At 40.3% G+C, this 17,239-nt stretch carries 17 protein-coding genes; 7 read left to right on the top strand and 10 right to left on the bottom strand.

What is annotated here, in order from left to right; genetic code table 11:
* Positions 1–30: 30 nt before the first annotated feature.
* Positions 31–780 carry a type I methionyl aminopeptidase gene (gene map / locus AB5N96_RS09695; protein WP_204591265.1) on the top strand — a complete coding sequence of 250 codons (750 nt, stop codon included), beginning with the start codon at positions 31–33 and terminating at the stop codon, positions 778–780.
* Between the two features lie 218 nt (positions 781–998).
* Here map and AB5N96_RS09690 read toward each other — a convergent pair whose 3' ends face one another.
* Complete coding sequence (locus tag AB5N96_RS09690; protein ID WP_499705387.1) at positions 999–1,709, bottom strand: TspO/MBR family protein; 711 nt, start codon at positions 1,707–1,709, stop codon at positions 999–1,001.
* Positions 1,710–1,879: 170 nt separating this feature from the next.
* Here AB5N96_RS09690 and AB5N96_RS09685 point away from each other — a divergent pair, with 170 nt between their 5' ends.
* Positions 1,880–3,670 (top strand): M3 family oligoendopeptidase, encoded by a 1,791-nt coding sequence (locus AB5N96_RS09685; protein ID WP_499705385.1) that lies wholly within the window; start codon positions 1,880–1,882, stop codon positions 3,668–3,670.
* A gap of 14 nt (positions 3,671–3,684) precedes the next feature.
* Positions 3,685–4,269: a GNAT family N-acetyltransferase gene (locus tag AB5N96_RS09680; protein WP_204591269.1), complete on the top strand. Its 585-nt coding sequence runs from the start codon at positions 3,685–3,687 to the stop codon at positions 4,267–4,269.
* Between the two features lie 13 nt (positions 4,270–4,282).
* On the opposite strand, the gene AB5N96_RS09675 is transcribed toward AB5N96_RS09680, so the two are convergent.
* The 4 genes from AB5N96_RS09675 to AB5N96_RS09660 form a co-directional block, all read right to left on the bottom strand.
* Positions 4,283–4,846, bottom strand: coding sequence for a beta-class carbonic anhydrase (locus AB5N96_RS09675; RefSeq protein ID WP_204591271.1), 564 nt, complete (start codon positions 4,844–4,846; stop codon positions 4,283–4,285).
* Between the two features lie 57 nt (positions 4,847–4,903).
* Positions 4,904–5,911: a rod-share determining protein MreBH gene (gene mreBH, locus AB5N96_RS09670; RefSeq protein ID WP_499705384.1), complete on the bottom strand. Its 1,008-nt coding sequence runs from the start codon at positions 5,909–5,911 to the stop codon at positions 4,904–4,906.
* 239 nt (positions 5,912–6,150) lie between these two features.
* On the bottom strand, positions 6,151–6,288 hold the full coding sequence (locus tag AB5N96_RS09665; RefSeq protein WP_204591273.1) for a hypothetical protein: 138 nt from the start codon (positions 6,286–6,288) through the stop codon (positions 6,151–6,153).
* Between the two features lie 79 nt (positions 6,289–6,367).
* Positions 6,368–7,597, bottom strand: a complete 1,230-nt coding sequence (locus AB5N96_RS09660; RefSeq protein WP_499705383.1) for an aminopeptidase — start codon at positions 7,595–7,597, stop codon at positions 6,368–6,370.
* Between the two features lie 157 nt (positions 7,598–7,754).
* Between AB5N96_RS09660 and AB5N96_RS09655 the strand changes: the two genes are divergently transcribed.
* Both AB5N96_RS09655 and AB5N96_RS09650 read left to right on the top strand, forming a co-directional pair.
* Positions 7,755–8,852 (top strand): PfkB family carbohydrate kinase, encoded by a 1,098-nt coding sequence (locus AB5N96_RS09655; RefSeq protein ID WP_204591274.1) that lies wholly within the window; start codon positions 7,755–7,757, stop codon positions 8,850–8,852.
* Positions 8,849–9,760 (top strand): pseudouridine-5'-phosphate glycosidase, encoded by a 912-nt coding sequence (locus tag AB5N96_RS09650; protein ID WP_499705382.1) that lies wholly within the window; start codon positions 8,849–8,851, stop codon positions 9,758–9,760. Before AB5N96_RS09655 ends, AB5N96_RS09650 begins: the two co-directional genes overlap by 4 nt.
* A 32-nt stretch (positions 9,761–9,792) precedes the next feature.
* Here the strand turns inward: AB5N96_RS09650 and AB5N96_RS09645 are convergent, their stop codons facing one another.
* Together AB5N96_RS09645 and AB5N96_RS09640 are read right to left on the bottom strand one after the other, a co-directional pair.
* Positions 9,793–10,014: a DUF1128 domain-containing protein gene (locus AB5N96_RS09645; protein ID WP_204591276.1), complete on the bottom strand. Its 222-nt coding sequence runs from the start codon at positions 10,012–10,014 to the stop codon at positions 9,793–9,795.
* Positions 10,015–10,076: 62 nt separating this feature from the next.
* Positions 10,077–11,429 carry an alanine/glycine:cation symporter family protein gene (locus tag AB5N96_RS09640; protein ID WP_204591278.1) on the bottom strand — a complete coding sequence of 451 codons (1,353 nt, stop codon included), beginning with the start codon at positions 11,427–11,429 and terminating at the stop codon, positions 10,077–10,079.
* A 196-nt stretch (positions 11,430–11,625) separates the two neighbouring features.
* On the opposite strand from AB5N96_RS09640, the gene AB5N96_RS09635 reads away from it, so the two are divergent.
* Positions 11,626–12,081, top strand: coding sequence for a YtxH domain-containing protein (locus tag AB5N96_RS09635; protein WP_204591280.1), 456 nt, complete (start codon positions 11,626–11,628; stop codon positions 12,079–12,081).
* 20 nt (positions 12,082–12,101) lie between these two features.
* The gene (locus AB5N96_RS09630; protein WP_204591282.1) at positions 12,102–13,067 is read left to right on the top strand and encodes a YihY/virulence factor BrkB family protein; all 966 of its coding nucleotides are present in this window, start codon (positions 12,102–12,104) and stop codon (positions 13,065–13,067) included.
* A gap of 58 nt (positions 13,068–13,125) precedes the next feature.
* Here the strand turns inward: AB5N96_RS09630 and AB5N96_RS09625 are convergent, their stop codons facing one another.
* The 3 genes from AB5N96_RS09625 to AB5N96_RS09615 all read right to left on the bottom strand — a co-directional run bounded on the left by AB5N96_RS09625 (position 13,126) and on the right by AB5N96_RS09615 (position 16,887).
* Complete coding sequence (locus AB5N96_RS09625) at positions 13,126–14,997, bottom strand: heavy metal translocating P-type ATPase (RefSeq protein WP_204591284.1); 1,872 nt, start codon at positions 14,995–14,997, stop codon at positions 13,126–13,128.
* Between the two features lie 101 nt (positions 14,998–15,098).
* Positions 15,099–16,628, bottom strand: coding sequence for a fumarate hydratase (locus tag AB5N96_RS09620; RefSeq protein ID WP_204591286.1), 1,530 nt, complete (start codon positions 16,626–16,628; stop codon positions 15,099–15,101).
* 73 nt (positions 16,629–16,701) lie between these two features.
* Positions 16,702–16,887 carry an SE1561 family protein gene (locus AB5N96_RS09615; protein ID WP_204591288.1) on the bottom strand — a complete coding sequence of 62 codons (186 nt, stop codon included), beginning with the start codon at positions 16,885–16,887 and terminating at the stop codon, positions 16,702–16,704.
* Positions 16,888–17,239 lie beyond the last annotated feature (352 nt).

Below are 17,239 nucleotides of genomic sequence, written 5' to 3'. Positions count from 1 at the left end.
AGGTAGTCAAAGAAGAAAGGGTTCGAACACATGATTATTCAAACACCACAAGAGTTAGAAGGATTGAAAAAGATAAGTCGCATTGTTGCAGAGATTCGTGACACGATGAAGGACGCTGCGAAACCAGGGATGACGACAAAAGAATTAGATGAAATCGGTGCAAAGCTTTTTGAAGAAAAAGGCGCTGTCTCGGCACCGATTGCAGAGTATGATTTTCCAGGACATACATGCATTAGTGTCAATGAAGAGGTTGCTCATGGTATTCCGGGAAGTCGCATTTTACAAGAAGGTGACCTTGTGAACATAGATGTTTCTGGTAAGTGTGATGGATTTTATGCGGATACAGGAATTTCTTTTGTCCTTGGACAAGCCGATGAAGAAAAGCAAAAGTTAATCGATGTGGCACAACAAGCATTTGATCGTGCAATGTTGAAAGTGAAAGCTGGCGCAAAGTTGAACCAAATCGGTAAGGCTGTTGAACGTGAAGCAAAATCAAACGGTCTTACAGTCATTATGAACTTGACAGGTCATGGCGTAGGTCGCTCGTTGCACGAGGCGCCCCAACACATTTTGAACTATTATGATGCATGGGAGCCAACAATATTAAAAGAGGGAATGGTATTAGCAGTTGAACCATTTATCTCTCAAAAAGCAGAGTCCATCATGGAACTTGGAGACGGCTGGACATTTGTCACACCTGATCGATCATTAGTAGCTCAAGTCGAGCATACGATTGTGGTAACAAAAGATGCGCCACTCATCTTAACAAAGCTTGATTGAGAAAAAATGATAAAGAAAAGGAGTTTCTCATAAATTGAGTAACTCCTTTTTTTATGGTGTTGGGTGTGTAGGGGAAGCGTTCCGCGGGCGCGGGCTGAGCGAAGGTCTCAGCTTCCGCTTTAAATCCCGCTGGAGTCACCCCTACCCACTTTTCAATTTTGAGATTTCAACTATTTCTTTATACGAATCAGTTTGTCTCAACTTCTATTAACATGAGCTTAAGGCTTTCTAAGCGGTTTATTCAGATAGAAAATTCCTGCCACTAAGACCGCACTTAAAAACAAAGCAGCAGCAGATACGAGCAACTCATCAAAACCTAATCTTACGGCGATGCCAATAAACGCCCAAATGAACACCAACTGCATAATTCGGTCATAGTAGTGATAGCGGAAATGCAGAGCTAATGCTGTGGCGAAAGTCAGCACAAATACTGTCCATAATTGGTCAGATAGTCCAAAACCGTTCCATTCATAGTACGTCAACACGTAAGAAATATTGGCTACAAGAGCTACATTCACCCATCCTAAATACACTGATAGCGGACCACGCTCTTTCCAGTCAGATCCTTTTCTTGGATATGTCACGTATAACAGCGCCAATACAGTTACTAGACCTACCATCATGACAAGGGTCACTAAAAAGTATTCATAATGCCATGTCAAAATCCATGCACAATTAAATACACAACTAGCCAAGAACAGACCAGTCCGTTTCCAGCTAGGCTCAGTGCCTCTTTTTCGTAGTACGACTTGGTAACCAATCCAAATCACTAACAGAATGTAAATTACGCTCCAGATAGAAAATACATAACCTGCGGGTGTAAATAGGACCGGAAGTCGGTTTGAAATCTCACCAGTAGTTTGACCGTTGATTGGAAGGATATTCGCAAGCGCATTTATCGCAATTGTTGCAGCGAGACCGAGTCCCATTAAAATAAGCTTTAAAATAATAATCCCTCCTTTTTCTAGTTACTAGTATACAGGTGTTACTTGGAAATTAGAATTGAACCCTTTGTGAACAAGTAAGAATGATTGAAATGTTGAGAAAATTAAAGCCTTTCATGATATACTTAGGGAGACGAAATGAAAGGGGAATAACTATGACAGTAACTACATACCCACTTGTATGGGATCTTGACACATTTTTTCCAGGAGGATCAGATTCTCCACAATTAGCAAGCCATTTAGAGCAAGTTGAGGCTAAGATTGAAGCGTTTGAATCACAGCTCGCTAGTCTAGAAACTCCGCAATCGGCTTCTGAATCTAAAGCAATGCGTGATATCATCGAACAACTGAAAGATGTTGCAACGAACTTATCAGAAGCAGGAGCGACGATTGGTTGTTTCTTAGCCCAAGATACAACTGACAAAAAAGCAGCATTATTACAAGGGCAGGTTAGTAGCTTAGGTGCTCGTCTTGGCACAATCCTGATGACGATACAACAGAAGTGGTCTAAAACAGATGAATCGGTTTGGACAGAACTTATAGCTTCTGAAGAATTAAACGAATTCGAATTTATTTTAAATGAATGGCGTGAAAAAGCGGCAAAAAAATTATCGCAAGAAGAAGAGGCACTGATCACTTCTTTAGGCGTCGATGGGTATCAAGGATGGGGTCAGCTTTATGATCTACTAATTGCTGACATGAAGGTTGCTGTCACAGTAGAAGGTGTTGAAAAGAAGCTTTCAATTGGGCAAGCAAGCAATCTATACTCTCATGAAAATCCAGAAGTTCGTAAAGCAGTAAAAGAAGCTTTAGAAAAAGCATTTGAAGAAAAAGAAGAATTCTTTGCTAAAACATTGAATCATTTAGCTGGTTACCGTCTAGCTGTTTACAAAAAACGCGGTTGGAATGATGTGCTAGATGAGCCGCTTTCAATCAATCGCATGAGTCAGGAAACGTTAGACGCAATGTGGGGCGCGATTACAGACGGAAAAGAACCTTTCGTAAAGTATTTAACGAAAAAAGCAAAACTTTTGGGTACTGAAAAAATCCATTGGCATGATATGGATGCGCCGATTGGTGAATCTGCAAAAACTATGGATTATCAACAAGGTGCTGAGTTCATTCTTAAGCATTTTAAACAATTTGGTCCTGAGCTTGAGTCATTTTCTCGCCATGCATTTGAAAATGGCTGGATTGAAGCAGAAGACCGTGACAACAAACGTCCGGGTGGTTTTTGTACAGGGATGCCTGTATCACAAGAGTCACGTATCTTTATGACATATAGCGGTTCGATGTCGAATGTATCGACACTTGCCCATGAACTCGGTCACGCTTTCCATTCGTATGCATTGCGACCAGTTCATTGGTTGAATCGTCAATACGCTATGGGTGTAGCAGAGACGGCATCCACGTTTGCTGAAATGATTGTTGCAGATGCGGCTGTTGCAGAAGCGACTTCAAAAGAAGAGAAAGCAGCTCTGCTTGAAGACAAAATTCAACGTAGTGTCGCATTCTTCATGAATATTCATTCGCGCTTCCTATTTGAAACACGTTTCTATGAAGAGCGTAAAAAAGGGATTGTAGCAAGTAGCCGTTTGAATGAACTGATGGCAGAAGCCCAACAAGAGGCTTATGCAGGGGCACTTGCAGATACGCACCCACACTTCTGGGCATCGAAGTTGCATTTTTACATTACAGGTGTACCATTCTACAACTTCCCGTATACGTTTGGATACTTATTCAGCCTTTCCATTTATGCAAAAGCAAAAGAAGAAGGTTCTTCATTTGAAGAAAAGTATATTGCTTTACTTCGTGATACAGCAATCATGTCGGTTGAAGATTTAGCGAAAAAGCATTTAAATGAAGATATCACGAAAAAAGACTTCTGGGCAAAAGGCATCGCTCTTTGTCACGCAGATGTTGAGGAATTCTTAAGCCTCGTGTAACAGGAGGAATGTAGATGATTCGATTAGATGGACAGCGCTGTATCTGTAAGACGTTTCAATTAAGTGATGCAGCAATTCTCGCTCAGCTTGTTCGAGACAACAAAGACTACTGGGGCCGATTTGAACCTGTCCATAGAGACTCGTATTATACAGCCATCATTCAACGGGAAAAGATACGAGAAACCCTAAAGTTAATGAAGGAGCAACGCGAATACAGCTTTGGCATTTACACGAAAGACACCTTCAAGCTTGTGGGGACCATTTCTTTGTATAGTATCAAAAGAATGCCTTTTCTAAGCGGAATGATTGGCTATGCGATTGATCAACAAGAGATTGGTAAAGGCTATGCTCAAGAAGCCATTCAATTGGTCTCAGAGTTTGCGTTTAGTCAGGTTCAGCTAAACCGAGTCGAAGCATATGTATCTCCATACAATGAGCCGTCTGTCCATTTGTTAAAGAAAACGGGCTTTTATGAAGAGGGATATCTCAATCAACTGCTCTATATCAACGGCAATTGGATGGATCATTTATTATTTGCTCAGACGAAAACAGATTTTCAAGCACGACACTATGCAAAACAAAAAGACTCGTCCACGTGACGAGTCTTTTTGATTAGTCTTTTGTTCCGTCATGGACAAGGTCTAATTTGCCTGTCGCAGGATCAATAATCAAGCCATGGACTTTGATTGTTGGTATTAAAAGTGGATGGTTTTTAATCATATCCACACTGTGTTGCACACTATCCGCAACATTGTCGAAGCCTTCTAACCATTCATGTACATTGACACCAGCATTGGTTAAAATATCGACTGTAGAGGCATCTACACCACGACCTATCATTGAATCAATCATTGCATTCGGATCTACAGAAGCCATCCCGCAATCATGGTGACCAATTACAAAGATTTCCTCTGCTTGAAGGGCATACACAGCTACTAATAAACTACGCATAATACCGCCGAATGGGTGATTGATGATAGCACCTGCACTTTTAACAATTTTCACGTCTCCATTTTGGATATTCAGTGATTTTGGTAAAAGCTCAACTAAGCGAGTATCCATACAGGAAAGAATCACCATTTTTTTGTTCGGGAATTTCGTTGTTGCATAAGGTTCATACTCTTTGTTGCGAACGAAGCTTTCATTATAAGCTAAAATTTCGTGTAAATTAGACATAAAAAAACACTCCCTTCTTCATCATTAGTATACTAGAAGAAAGGAGTGTTTGGCGAATTATTTTGCAGCTTTTACGCGCTTAAATTTAGGCATAACCGTTTTACCTGTACCAATGACAACTGCATGTAAAGGCTCTGGTGCCAAATTCACAGGCACATCGATAACAGTACTCAACCACTCACTGATGTCTTTTAATAGTGCGCCTCCACCTGTCAAGACGACACCGTGATCTACGATATCACCTGAGAGTTCAGGAGGACATACTTCTAATGTAGCACGGATTGCTTCAAGGATAGTCTCCAGAGATTCCCGCAACACTTCTTGGATTTCATCAGAAGACAAAGTGACGGATTTAGGAAGGCCTGTAACGACATCACGACCTGTAACAGTTAATTGCTCTACTTCATGAGGCACGAGTGCATGGCCAATCTCATGTTTAATTTCTTCTGCAGTTGGCTCACCGATTAAGATGTTGTACTGTTTGCGTACGTACATGATAATGGCTTCATTCATACTGTCTCCCGCAGCTTTTGTAGTATTGGATGCAACCACTCCACCAAATGAGATGATGCCAACTTCTGTTGTTCCACCACCGATATCCACGATCATACTTGCGACAGGTTCGTGAACTGGAAGGTCGGATCCAATTGCAGCGGCAACAGGCTCTTCTACTAAATATACTTCTTTGGCACCGCTTTGACGCGCTGCATCTTCAATTGCACGACGTTCAACTGAAGTAGCTCCAGATGGAGTGCAGATTGCAACGGTAGGTTTTCGTAAAGCGGTTCCGAGTTTCTTACTCGCTTGCTCCATAATGAGTTTCAATAATTGAGTCGTTCGTTCAAAATCAGCAATCACACCTTCACGTAAAGGACGAATAATTTCAATAGACTTGGGTGTTTTACCAATCATTTTTTTGGCTTGTTCTCCAAACGCAACTATCGAACCCGTGTTTTTATCTATCGCTACTACTGTAGGCTCATTTAATATAATACCTTTTGTATTTGAATAAACTAACGTATTGGCAGTACCTAGATCAATACCAATTTGAATGTTTTGGAACATAGTGACATCCTCCTCTTTCTAAGACGTTCCTATTATATAAGAAGGGGAGGGTTAGTTCACTTGGCAAATAATGGAGTGTTTCAATGGTTGCGATAAAAAAGAGGAGAAAAGACATACCTAGAGCTTAAAATGTAAGGCATTAGGAGTGGAAATTCATAGTTCCGTAAATGTTTTGTTACGCAATTGTAAATGAAAAGTAAGTTCATGACATGAAAAAAAGAGCTGAAAAATCAGCTCTTTTAGTAATGCTCTGGACGTGGATCGATTTTCTCTGCATCGTGCGAATCCATTGCTGTATTAAAGTAATACATCATTACAGAACCCGCGATACCCATGACAGTTAGAAAACCAAAAACCGTTGCTAAAAATAGACCCATGGTTTTTCACCTCTTCTGAGATTCTACATGTAGTATACATGATTTTAGATCAAAAAGGTAGGTCACAAATGTGAACAGATTAAAATGCCCAATTTCCTTTACGGAAAATCGCTTCTTTTGTTCCGTCTTCAAGGATGCCATCAATCGCCATTTCGTCTGAACCGATCATAAAGTCAACATGTGTAATACTCTCATTTAGACCGTGCTCTGCCAATTCTTCTTGCGACATAGTTTTTCCGCCTTCTAAACAGAAAGCATACGCTGAACCGATTGCTAAATGGTTCGATGCATTTTCATCAAACAATGTGTTGTAGAAGAGAATGTTCGAGTTTGAAATCGGTGAATCGTGTGGGACTAGTGCGACTTCACCTAGGCGATGAGAGCCTTCGTCAGTTTCAACTAGTTTTTTCAGTACCTCTTCTCCTTCTTTTGCCTCTACTTGCGTAATACGGCCATTTTCAAATGTCAGCTTGAAGTCATCTATAATATTTCCACCATAGCTGAGTGGTTTCGTACTCGACACAAAGCCATTCACACCGTCTTTATGTGGCACAGTAAAAACTTCTTCTGTAGGCATATTAGCCATAAAGCTTTCGCCTTTTTCATTTGTGCTACTTGCTCCTGCCCATAAGTGACCAGTAGGTAGATCAATTGTTAAATCCGTTCCTGGTGCAGTGTAATGAAGCGATTTATACTTCTTATTGTTCAGATAGTCGACTTTTTCATGAAGCGTCTTATCATGATCTGCCCATGCTTGAACCGGGTCTGCTTGATCTGCACGTACGGCTTTAAATATGGCTTCCCATAATAAATCCACTTGCTTTTCTGAAGGTGCATCTGGGAATACTTTAGCTGCCCAGCCTTGTGATGGAGCGGCAATCACTGTCCAGCTGATTTTATCAGATTGGACATACTGACGATAGTTTGAAAGGGCCTTACCAGCTGTCTTTTGGAAAGTCGCGATCTTTGTTGAGTCAATTCCTTTTAATAAATCGGGACTTTGCGAAACGATGTTCATGAATGCAGCGCCTTTTTCTGCGAGTTGTTCACGCTCCATAACTTTCCACTCAGGGAAGAAGTCGAAAGAGTCTGCTGGAGCATGTTCGTAGCGTATACGTGCCAATTGATCATCAGAAAGGTCAACAAAGACTTGTTTTGCCCCTACTTCGTAAGCCTTTTTTGTTACAGCACGCGTGAACTCCAGCGTATCTGTAGAAGCTGCAATGTAAAGATATTGACCAGGTTGAATATTCACACCGATCTCAACAGCGAGTGCTGCATAATTTTCAAGTAATTTATCAAATGACATGATGTTCCTCCTTAAATTCAAGACTAGTTTAAGAATAGCAGGTTAAAGGGAATCTGTGCAACGGTCTAGATTTAATTTAATTAAACAATGACAACGCTTGCTATTTTTTAAACAATAGTTTATTATATAAACAAATGTTTAAAAGGGTGGTGAAATCATGTATACAGAAAAAGAACTTCAGTTACTCGATTTAATTCGAACTAATCCTTATGCCAGTCAAGTAGAACTTGCAGAAAAACTTCACTTGTCTAGGCCATCTATAGCAAATTTAATTTCCGGATTAACAAAAAGTGGTGCCATCAAGGGACGTGCCTATGTACTGGCGGAAACGAATTCGATTTTAGTTTTTGGTGGTATGAACATCGATAGAAAAATGATTGTCAAAGATCAACTCGTCTTTCATACTTCAAACCCTGTTACTAGTTATCAGACGGCTGGAGGAGTAGCGCGCAATATAGCGGAGAACTTAGGGAGACTTGGCCATGAAGTTAAACTATTGAGTGCAGCTGGAAAAGATTTAGAGTTTGAATTCCTTCGTGAGAAGACCGCCCAGTGGGCAGACATGCACTATTGTCTTCAGAGTGAAAATGAACGAACAGGAACCTATACAGCGATACTTGATCAACAAGGGGAGATGCAACTTGCACTTGCCGATATGGAAATTTATAAGTCCATTACACCGGAGTGGATTTTACAGAATGAAAACCTGTTCCCAAATGCCAGTCTTATTGTAATCGACTTGAATATTGAAAAAGATTCTATTACGACATTGCTTCACTTAGCCAAGCGATATAAAGTTCCGGTTGCCATCGTTCCAGTCTCTGGACCAAAGATGAAAAATCTACCGGAGGATTTATCGGGTGTAGAGTGGTTAATCTGCAATCATGGGGAAGCAGAACTCGTTACAAGTCTTCAAATAAATGATCAAAAGTCTCTCAAAAAAGCCCATCAAGTACTTCAAGAGCGCGGCATTCGTAAAACAGTCATCACCAACGGAGAGAACGGTATTTCTTACTCAGAAAACGATAAAGTAGAGAAAATGTCTGCGATGAAGCCTAAGCAGGTTGTAGATGTTACTGGGGCAGGAGATTCATTTGTCGCGGCTACATTGCATTGTTGGCTCAAAACTGGAACGATAGAACCGGCATTAAAAGCAGGGCTGTTAAATGCAACAAAGACGTTAGAGTCAAATTACACAGTACGACCAGAACTCACAGAAGAAGGTTTAATAAAAGAAATGGAGGAATTAAAATGAAGCATTTAGTAGATTACACACAAGAGGTCAAAGAGGCATTAGAAAGCGGTAAAGCAGTAGTCGCTCTAGAGTCCACAATTATTTCGCACGGTATGCCGTACCCGGAAAACGTAAAGATGGCCAAAGAAGTGGAGCAAGTCATCCGTGAAAACGGAGCAGTGCCTGCAACAATTGCACTAATGGACGGACGCATTAAAATTGGTTTAACAGATGAAGACTTAGAGCTTCTTGCAACAAGTCAGAATGTACGAAAAACATCACGTCGTGATTTAGCTTATGTATTATCGGAAAAAGAAATTGGCGCAACAACAGTTGCAACAACAATGATTTGTGCAGAACTTGCGGGTATTCAAGTATTTGTTACTGGTGGTATTGGCGGGGTTCACCGTGGAGCCGAAACGACAATGGATATTTCAGCGGACCTTGAAGAGCTAGCGCAAACGAATGTAGCGGTCATTTGTGCAGGTGCAAAATCAATCTTAGACATTGGTTTAACTCTTGAGTACCTAGAAACAAAAGGTGTACCAGTAGTCGGGTACGGAACGGATGCATTCCCGGCTTTCTATTCAGCGACTAGCCAGTTCAAATCAAACTTTCGTGTCGATTCTCCAGAACAAGTAGCGGAAATGCTCAAAATGAAGTGGGGAATGGGACTACAAGGTGGAGCAGTGATTGCAAATCCGATTCCGGATGAGTCATCATTAGATGAAAAGGAAATTACAGCGATCATTGAAGATGCGCTCCAACAAGCAGAAGCACAAGGAGTGAAAGGGAAAGATGTAACACCATTCCTGCTTGGCAAAGTGAAAGAGTTAACAGAAGGAAAATCTTTAGAAGCTAATATCGCTCTTGTTATGAACAATGCGCGTGTTGGTGCAGAAATCGCAAAGGCCTATAGCACTAACTAAAAAACAGGCAGCCCTCTTGAGGGCGCCTGTTTTTAGTTTCGTAAATTTCCAAGCTCTGAAGCGATTGCTTGCATTTCACTTGGACTGAATGAGTCACGCTTTGAAACCATTTCATAAAGATAACACAAGTCCTCATATTCAGAGGCTGTAAAATCTTCAGCTTTCATTGCATCCACATTGACCATTCGTAGCTTATCTTTGATTGCATTGATCATATACGTGATGTTTTCTTTAGATGGTTGAGTGAGATCCATACTGTACCGCCTTTCTCGTTCATCCATCTATCATTCCACGCTATGAGATGGTTGTCAATAGACTAAGCCTGTGCTTTTTCTTCTTTTAATTTTTCACGAATTAACTTCGTCTCATAGGCAATTACTCCAGATAATCCGAGTAAACCGATTAAGTTAGGAATCGCCATCATCCCGTTTGCAACGTCAGAGAACGTCCAAATCAAATCTAGAGAAATGACAGATCCTACAAATACCATTGCTATAAACAACAAACGGTAAACAATTAGTAATGATGGATTTTTAAATAAGTATTGGAAACACTTCTCTCCATAATACGCCCATCCTAAAATTGTAGAAGATGCAAAGAAAATCAAACCAATTGCAACAATGATTGGTCCAACATCACCTAAGAAATAACCAAATGCATTAGATGTAAGTGTTCCAGCACCAGCTTGATCCGTAGTTGTGTAAAGACCAGACATAACGATTGTGATACCCGTGATTGAACAGATGATGATTGTATCAAAGAATACTTGCGTCATCGAGATTAAACCTTGACGACCAGGTAAGTCTGTCTTAGCAGCGGCAGCCGCAATCGGAGCAGATCCTAGTCCAGCTTCATTTGAGAAGACACCGCGAGCTACCCCGTAACGGATTGCAGCACCGATAGCACCACCTGCAGCAGCCTCAGTCGAGAATGCCATTTCGATGATTGTCATAACAGCACCTGGAACTTCCGTAACATTAAGAATCATAATCAAAAGCCCACTAAATACATAGAACACAGCCATAACTGGTACGAATACAGAAGTTACTTTACCGATGGATTTAATACCGCCGATAATAACTAAAGCCGCAAATACCATTAGAACAAGGCCGGTTACCCAGTTTGGAACGTTAAACGTATTGTTCACAACATTTGCAACGGAGTTCGATTGTGTACCATTACCGATACCGAATGCTGCAAGAGCTCCGAAAATCGCGAATAGGACAGCTAACCATTTTTGCTTCAACCCGTGTTCTAAGTAGTACATCGGGCCTCCAGCCATTTCACCATTGGCATCTTTCACACGGTATTTTACAGCGAGTACCGCTTCACCATATTTTGTCGCCATTCCGAATACGGCTGACAGCCACATCCAAAAAACAGCACCAGGTCCCCCAAGAACGATTGCAGTTGCAACCCCTACGATATTACCTGTACCTACAGTAGCAGCAAGTGCAGTGGTTAACGCCTGGAATTGAGAGATATCTCCCTGAGCGGTCTTATCGTGCTTTTTAGAGAAAGTTTGCTTCAATGCTGCAGGTAACATGAAAATTTGTAAAAGTCCTAAACGAAATGTTAAATAAATACCTGTACCTACAATTAAGATTAACAATGGTGGTCCCCAAACCACGTCAGAAATTGCACCTAAAACATCATAGATTGCGTCCATATGTATCCCCCTTTGTTGTATCTTTCAATAAAGCAACTATCCTCCTATATAGTAGATGCCGTACATATAACTAATATTCATAAAATTCTGCACTCTAGTCAAGACAATTTTTTTGAATCTAGTCGTTTCGTTGAATTTGTCTAAGGGTATAATAGATTATATTATGAAATAAATAATGATTTTGGAGGCGTTCTAAATGGGACAAAGTAAATTTTCTAAAGGTATTTTATTTGGAGCATTAGCAGGAGCTGCTATTAGCTTACTGGATCGTCAAACGCGTGAAGTTATGAAAACTCGTGCACGATCTGCGCAGGAGAGAGCACGATACTACAGTGAAAATCGTGAAATTTTAAAACATGATATTGAAATGAAAATTAATCATTACAAATCTCTATACGAAAAATTATCTCAAGATGCACAGTATCTTTCTTCTCAAGTAAATGAAGTCAAGCAGATTGCCCCTCAAGTTCAAACGTTATTTTCAGAAACAAAAGATACATTTAGTTCTTCAAAAGAAGAATATAAAGAAATGATTTCTGAAGCATCAAATGAAGCAATACAAGAACAAGAAGCATCACATGATCCACATATGCAACAACAAACTCCAGAATATGCTGAAAAGTATGGTGAAAACGAAAAAAAGAATGGCTAATTCATGAGGATGTGATGCAAATGGAGGAGACTCCAAAAAATCAGAATAACAATGAAGAACCTTCATCAAGAGCAACGGACTGGAAAGAGAAATTAACCTTTATGAAGTTTGGTAAGAATAAGGAAAAGAAAACTACAGAAACCTATGACCCGACTACGTTAAAAGGATTTTTTCAAGATCTTCTTCAACATATCCAAAGGTCGGATGTTACAGCATTAGGTGCACAACTAGCATTCTTTTTCTTACTCTCATTATTTCCTTTACTAATCTTTATGGTTACTCTACTTCCTTTTTTAAATTTGCCAGAAGATCAACTATTTCAGTTTTTGAGGGAATATGCACCAGCAGATGTGTACGGGTTACTTGAAGGGACGTTAACAGAGGTTTTGCAAAACCGGAATGGTGGATTATTATCACTCGGTATTTTGGGAACGATTTGGTCTGCTTCCAATGGTGTCAATGCTATAATGAAATCACTCAATAAATCATATGGTTTAGAAGAATCTAGACCCTTTTTCATTGTAAGAGGACTTTCAGTACTATTTACGATTCTAATTATCGGGTTATTCGTTATTGCATTGCTTCTGCCGATTTTTGGTGAACAAATAGGGGTATTTTTGTTCTCGTTTTTGGGCTTAGATGACATGTTCTTAACCGTGTGGAATAGCATACGCTTTATCATTCCTCCGTTTATTATTTTCTTGGTTCTGACAGCTCTTTACTGGCTTGTCCCAAATGCAAAACTGTATTTAAAGAGTGTCATTCCAGGTGGTTTATTCGCCACAGTGGGATGGATCATCGTATCTTTAGCATTTTCTTTCTATGTTAGTAATTTTGCAAATTATACAGCTACATATGGAAGTTTAGGTGCAATTATTGTACTGATGATGTGGCTTTACTTCTCAGGAACGATTTTGATGATTGGTGGACAAATTAACGCGGTCATGCAAGAGAGAAGAGAACGATTAGATGCTAAGCAAGTATAGACTAAAAAAACAGCTAGCTCTCTCAGGTTAACCCTAGAGAACTAGCTGTTTTTTTATTTCACAAACTTTTTAACATGCGTAATCCATTTACTATTACTAAAATAGTGGACCCTTCATGTCCAATTACACCTAGTGGCAAGTTTACTATTTGTAAGAAATTCGAAATAATTAAAAGAGCTATGACAGCGATTGAGAAAGCTAAATTTTGTTTTACGATCCGTTGCATTTTGCGTGAGAGTTCGACAGAGTAAGAGAGTTTTGTGAGTTCATTTTTCATCAACACGACATCTGCTGTTTCTAATGCTACATCAGTTCCATCGCCCATCGCAAAACCAGTTGTAGCGGTTGCGAGTGCTGGAGCGTCATTGATTCCATCTCCAACCATCCCCACATAAGGATATTTCTCTTTTAATTTCTTCAATTCAGTGACTTTTGTTTCAGGTAAACATTCTGCTACAAATTCATCGATTCCTGCTTCTTTTGCAATCGTTTCAGCAGTTTTCGCATTATCGCCAGTCAACATAATTGTGGTGATCCCTAGCTTTTTAAGTCGAGCAATAGTTTCTTTTGCTTCAGGTCTGACCTGATCTTTTAATGCAATTAATGCTAAAATGCCTTGATCGTCACGTATATAGGTAACAGTCTTTCCTTCAGACGCCAATGACTCTGAAATTCTTCCTGCAAAAGAAAATGCTTCTTCACGCCCTACAAAATCGGGTTTACCCACTTTATAGGTCGCTCCATTCATTACTCCACTCATACCAAAACCTGTGACATCTTGGACATCTAACTGAAGAGTAGGGGAGACTCCTTGATTTTTTGCATAGTTTGTAATTGCTACAGCTAGAGGATGATTAGATTTGTCCTCAATGGATGCTAGAATTTGAAGCGTTTTTTTCTCATCCACATCGGGTCGTGTAATGAAGTCCGTCACTTCGGGTTTTCCCCTAGTGAGTGTACCAGTCTTATCAAATGCTATAGCAGTGAGTTTTGTTAAACTCTCTAAATGGCTACCCCCTTTTACTAATATTCCATTCCGTGCACCATTCGAAATAGAAGCCAACGTCGCTGGCATGATGGAAGCGACAACAGCACAAGGGGATGCTACTACAAGAAGCACCATGGCACGATAAAAAGTTGTCGACCAATCCCATCCAACTAGGTAGTGAGGAAGGAAGAGCATGAAACCAACAGTAATTAATACTACTTTTACATATGTCCCTTCAAAACGCTCAATAAACTGTTGAGAAGGAGACTTTTCGTTTTGAGCAGCTTGAACAAGCGCAATGATTTTTTGGAAAAGGGAATCTGCGTTTTCTTTTATAACTTCTGCAGTCAATACACCACTGCCATTCACTGTCCCGGAAAAGATTTCACTGCCCACTTGTTTTGTAACAGGAATGGGTTCACCAGAGATAGCTGCCTCATCAACTGAAGACACACCATCAATAACTTTTGCATCTGCTGGAATCTTTTCACCGGGCTTGATGAGTATGCGATCCCCTAATTGTAAAGAGTCTACATCCACTAGGTGAGGGATATTCGATCCATCAAGTTTCCATGCCTGATCTGGTTGCATATTTACAAGAGCGGCAATTTCTTTTTTACTTTTATTCATTGTGTACGTCTCTAAAGCTCCACTTAATGAGAAGATGAAGATTAAAATCGCTCCCTCTGCCCAATACCCGATAATGGAAGATCCAACTGCAGCCAAAATCATAAGCAGTTCTACATTTAGTTTTCGATCCTTTACGGTTTTTTCAATTCCTTCTTTTGCTTTAAAGTAACCACCAATCGCAAACGCAAAAAGAAACACGATGACGGACGCCGTGTTCAAGTCATTTCTTGATAATATCCATCCTGTTAAAATCAAGAGGCCTGAAACCAATGCATTGATTAATTCGATGTGAGGAGACAATCTATGTAGCATATGCGCACCGTCCTTAAAATTATTATTACTTTATAATAATTCTAATTAAGAGAAAATGCAACAAAAGGGATCTTCATTTCTGAAAATCCCTCCCACCTAAATTAAAATACGCGTTCTTTATGAAGTGCTAGTTTTTCTAATGATGACTTATCGACATCTGCATGAAGACTGTTTCCGTGAGAGTCCATTGTAACAACAGCTGTAAATTCCTCTACACGTAAGTGCCACATGGCTTCAGGAATACCAAATTCCATTAAGTCGACACCGTCTACACCTTTGATACAATCCGCATAGTACTGAGCGGCTCCGCCAATTGCATTTAAATAAACACCGCCGTGCTCTTCTAGGGCAGCTAGCGTTTTAGGCCCCATACCACCTTTACCAATGACAGCACGAATACCAAATTTCTTCATGATGTCTCCTTGATAAGGTTCTTCACGAATCGACGTAGTAGGGCCAGCTGCACGAACGTGCCAATTGCCTTCCGCATCTTTTTGCATCACTGGGCCACAGTGATAAATGATTTGGCCGTCAAGGTCGACGGGTGCATCATGACTCATTAAATGATGGTGAATAGCATCGCGGCCTGTGTACATACGCCCTGAAATTGAGACAACGTCACCAACTTTTAATGAGCGGATTTTCTCTTCAGTAATAGGTGCTTCTAAGCGCACTACTTCTTTCACTTCTTCTTCAATAGTTTCTTGTTGTTTAAATTCAATTTTCTCGCCGTCCTGATAGTGCCAGTTAGTAATTTCACCAGTTGCCGGAGAGATATCAATTGCCATACGGCGATACGCCCAACAGTTATAAGCTACCGATACATAGAAGCTTGCAGGAATACGATGCATAACCCCAATTTTACATCCTAACAAAGTAGCTTCTCCGCCGAAGCCCATTGTACCGATACCTAGTGTGTTCGCTTTTTCAACAATATAGTCCTCTAGCTCAGCAAGTTTGGCATCCGGATTTACATCTTCAACAGAACGGAATAATTGTTCTTTTGCAAGGTCATATCCAGACGAACGATCTCCGCCAATTCCAACACCGATAAAGCCAGCAGAACATCCTTGTCCTTGTGCTTGATACACAGAGTGGAGGATACATTTACGTATTCCATCTAAATCTCGTCCTGCACGGCCTAGGCCTTCGAGTTCAGCAGGTAGGCTGTATTGGATGTTCTTATTTTCACAACCGCCACCCTTTAAGATGAGCTTCATTTCAATGTAGTCATTTTCCCATTGTTCAAATTTCATCACAGGTACACCAGCACCCAAGTTGTCTCCACTATTTTCTCCAGTTAGAGAGTCGACTGAGTTTGGGCGAAGCTTCGCATCATTTGTAGCCGCTGCGATTGCACGTTTGATTGCTGCTTTGATTTCTAGTTGATTGACCCCGATTGGTGTTTTGATTTTAAAAGTTGGTAACCCAGTATCTTGACAGATAGGGGAGACGTTGTCGTCTGCCATTTGAATATTGTTCGCAATTGTATCTAAACTCATTGCTGCACGTGTTCCAGCGTTTTCAGCTTTCTTCGCTTTAGCGATGGCACGACGGACGTCTTTTGGAAGGTTCGTACTTGTCTCTGTGATTAACGTATAAATACTTTTTTCAAGATTTTCAGTGTACATAATTGATTCTCCCTTATATGAGGTATTACTTTAAGTATACCTTTCTGTGAACATGAAAAAAAGAGTAGCTAAGCTACTCTTGTGTTTTTTTGAATTGATCCATCTTTAGTTCTAAATCATCCATCATTTGAATTAAGCGATCGATATCTTCTACTTTTGTCGATTCGGGCTCAATTGAGTCAAGAACTTGTAAGAACATATTGAGACGGTCCTTCAGATAGCGGACTTGTTGCTCTTGATTGGTCACTTGGTTTCCCATCTGAGACACCTCCTTCAGCACTTATACTATACCCGAATCGTTGGGAAAAAGATAGGAGGATAGAAGTGTTTTAATAATTTATCTATTTTGAATATTTACATAACTTTTACTTTGTGATAAAGTTACTGTAATCTCTACTAGGAAGGAGGCCGTAGTGAACCTGTCGAAAACCAACAACGTTAGGAGGCGGTTCAGACATTTCACCGGCTGGATAGTAGCCGTTAAATGCAGTTATGAAACAAAATAAGGTAGTTAAAGACGTATAAAAGACCTCAACAGTGATGCAGACTGTCGAGGTCTTTTGTTGTGTGCATTTCCGTGCTAGACTGGTGAAAGTGAATAGAAAGAAAGA

Origin of the sequence: Chryseomicrobium imtechense (assembly GCF_041475995.1) — a bacterium.
GTDB classification, from domain to species: Bacteria; Bacillota; Bacilli; order Bacillales_A; family Planococcaceae; genus Chryseomicrobium; species Chryseomicrobium aureum.
The sequence above is the reverse complement of the archived record's forward strand: the minus strand, read 5'-3'. Positions and strand labels throughout refer to the sequence as shown.

Excerpts from the sequence above, each read along its gene's own strand:
- map (WP_204591265.1), top strand. The coding sequence starts at position 31 with ATGATTATTCAAACACCACAAGAGTTAGAAGGATTGAAAAAGATAAGT.
- AB5N96_RS09690 (WP_499705387.1), bottom strand. The coding sequence starts at position 1,709 with ATGGGACTCGGTCTCGCTGCAACAATTGCGATAAATGCGCTTGCGAAT.
- AB5N96_RS09685 (WP_499705385.1), top strand. The coding sequence starts at position 1,880 with ATGACAGTAACTACATACCCACTTGTATGGGATCTTGACACATTTTTT.
- AB5N96_RS09680 (WP_204591269.1), top strand. The coding sequence starts at position 3,685 with ATGATTCGATTAGATGGACAGCGCTGTATCTGTAAGACGTTTCAATTA.
- AB5N96_RS09675 (WP_204591271.1), bottom strand. The coding sequence starts at position 4,846 with ATGTCTAATTTACACGAAATTTTAGCTTATAATGAAAGCTTCGTTCGC.
- mreBH (WP_499705384.1), bottom strand. The coding sequence starts at position 5,911 with ATGTTCCAAAACATTCAAATTGGTATTGATCTAGGTACTGCCAATACG.
- AB5N96_RS09665 (WP_204591273.1), bottom strand. The coding sequence starts at position 6,288 with ATGGGTCTATTTTTAGCAACGGTTTTTGGTTTTCTAACTGTCATGGGT.
- AB5N96_RS09660 (WP_499705383.1), bottom strand. The coding sequence starts at position 7,597 with ATGTCATTTGATAAATTACTTGAAAATTATGCAGCACTCGCTGTTGAG.
- AB5N96_RS09655 (WP_204591274.1), top strand. The coding sequence starts at position 7,755 with ATGTATACAGAAAAAGAACTTCAGTTACTCGATTTAATTCGAACTAAT.
- AB5N96_RS09650 (WP_499705382.1), top strand. The coding sequence starts at position 8,849 with ATGAAGCATTTAGTAGATTACACACAAGAGGTCAAAGAGGCATTAGAA.
- AB5N96_RS09645 (WP_204591276.1), bottom strand. The coding sequence starts at position 10,014 with ATGGATCTCACTCAACCATCTAAAGAAAACATCACGTATATGATCAAT.
- AB5N96_RS09640 (WP_204591278.1), bottom strand. The coding sequence starts at position 11,429 with ATGGACGCAATCTATGATGTTTTAGGTGCAATTTCTGACGTGGTTTGG.
- AB5N96_RS09635 (WP_204591280.1), top strand. The coding sequence starts at position 11,626 with ATGGGACAAAGTAAATTTTCTAAAGGTATTTTATTTGGAGCATTAGCA.
- AB5N96_RS09630 (WP_204591282.1), top strand. The coding sequence starts at position 12,102 with ATGGAGGAGACTCCAAAAAATCAGAATAACAATGAAGAACCTTCATCA.
- AB5N96_RS09625 (WP_204591284.1), bottom strand. The coding sequence starts at position 14,997 with ATGCTACATAGATTGTCTCCTCACATCGAATTAATCAATGCATTGGTT.
- AB5N96_RS09620 (WP_204591286.1), bottom strand. The coding sequence starts at position 16,628 with ATGTACACTGAAAATCTTGAAAAAAGTATTTATACGTTAATCACAGAG.
- AB5N96_RS09615 (WP_204591288.1), bottom strand. The coding sequence starts at position 16,887 with ATGGGAAACCAAGTGACCAATCAAGAGCAACAAGTCCGCTATCTGAAG.